Source organism: Amycolatopsis sp. WAC 04197 (genome assembly GCF_003947475.1).
In the GTDB taxonomy this organism is placed as follows: domain Bacteria; phylum Actinomycetota; class Actinomycetes; order Mycobacteriales; family Pseudonocardiaceae; genus Amycolatopsis; species Amycolatopsis japonica.
Genome location: NZ_QHJK01000026.1, coordinates 1 through 1,355, shown reverse-complemented (window position 1 = coordinate 1,355; position 1,355 = coordinate 1). Strand labels below are relative to the sequence as shown.

At 68.0% G+C, this 1,355-nt stretch carries 1 protein-coding gene; it reads right to left on the bottom strand.

The features are described 5' to 3' along the window. Positions 1-27: 27 nt before the first annotated feature. Positions 28-1,092, bottom strand: a complete 1,065-nt coding sequence (locus tag DMC64_RS42550; RefSeq protein WP_125738238.1) for an IS110 family transposase — start codon at positions 1,090-1,092, stop codon at positions 28-30. Positions 1,093-1,355 lie beyond the last annotated feature (263 nt).

Sequence of the window (1,355 nt, the reverse complement as noted above, 5' to 3'; positions counted from 1 at the left end):
ACGTCGCGAAAGATGCTCCTATTGATGTCAAGGGGTGTGGGTGAGGTCTGTGATGAGTGCTCGGTGGATTTCGCGTGCTGTGTAGCGTTTGAGGCAGCGGATGATGTGTCGTTTGGGGAGGCCTTGGGCGGTGCGTCGTTCGACGTAGGCGCGGGTGCGGGGGCAGTGGCGCATGCGGACGAGCACGATGCGGTGGATCGCGGCGTTGGCGTGGCGGTCGCCTCCGCGGTTGAGGCGGTGGCGGTTGGTGCGGCCGCTGCTGGCGTGGATGGGTGCGGTTCCGCAGAGGTGCGCGAAGCGGGCTTCGGTGCTGATCCTGTGCGGGTTGTCCCCGGCGGTGGCCAGGAGCTGGGAGGCGGTGTCGGGGCCGACGCCGAAGACGGCGGTGGTGGTGGGCAGGACCTGGCGGGTCAGGGTGGCCAGTTCTGTTTTGGCGTCGTGGATCTCGGTGGTGAGGTGCTGGATGCGGCGGGCGAGGCGGCGTAGCGCTGTTTTGACGGCGGTGCGCGGGTCGGTGAGGTCGGTGCCGGGGCGGAGCCGGGCGCAGGCGGTGATCAAGGTGGTGCCGGTGAGCGGGGTGAGGGTTTCGCGTAGTGCGGCCGGGGCGGTGACGATCAGCGCGTCGAGCTGGTTGAGCGCGGCGGTGCGGGATTTGACCGCGCTGGTGAGCACCGTGCGCAGGGCGGTGATGGCCGCGGCGGGCCCGGTGCCTGCTTTGGGGGCGGCGTCGGCGCGGCCGGAGAGTGTGGCGTGGGCGGCGTTGATCGCGTCCTGGGTGTCGGTTTTCCCTGTGCGGCGGCGGGTATGCCGGTCGGGTTGGTTGACCTCCACCACCGTGACGTCCTCGGCGGCCAGGTAGCGGGCAAGCCCGGCGCCGTAGGAACCGGTGCCCTCGACACCCACCGCGGTGACGGCACCGAAGTTCCTCAGCCAGGCCAGCAGCGCGGCATATCCGGTGCTGGTAGCGGGAAACACGCACGTGCCCAGCACCCGGCCGAGCCCGTCGACCGCCACGGCGGTGTGGGTGTCCTTATGGGTATCGACCCCGCCGGTCACCCGGGTCGTGTCGACGGCATGCTGCTGATCGGTCATCCTGGTCACTGCCATTCCGTGTCTCGATCGGGTTGAACGGATGGCACGTACCGGGCCGGGATGGACAACACAGTGATGGGTGTCCTGGTGGCACAGGCTCCTATCAAGTCACATCCCCGGCCTGGTCACGTGCATGAACAGAGACCCAGCACAAGCCGGCAGATCTTTCGCAAGACAACCCAACCAGGGCGTCAGTGGCTTTCCGAGCCAGACCCCGCCAGAACTCCATCCACACACATCATCATCACTGTGGCTTTCGCGAC

Coding starts and splice junctions, on each gene's coding strand:
- DMC64_RS42550 (WP_125738238.1), bottom strand. CDS start 1,092: ATGACCGATCAGCAGCATGCCGTCGACACGACCCGGGTGACCGGCGGG.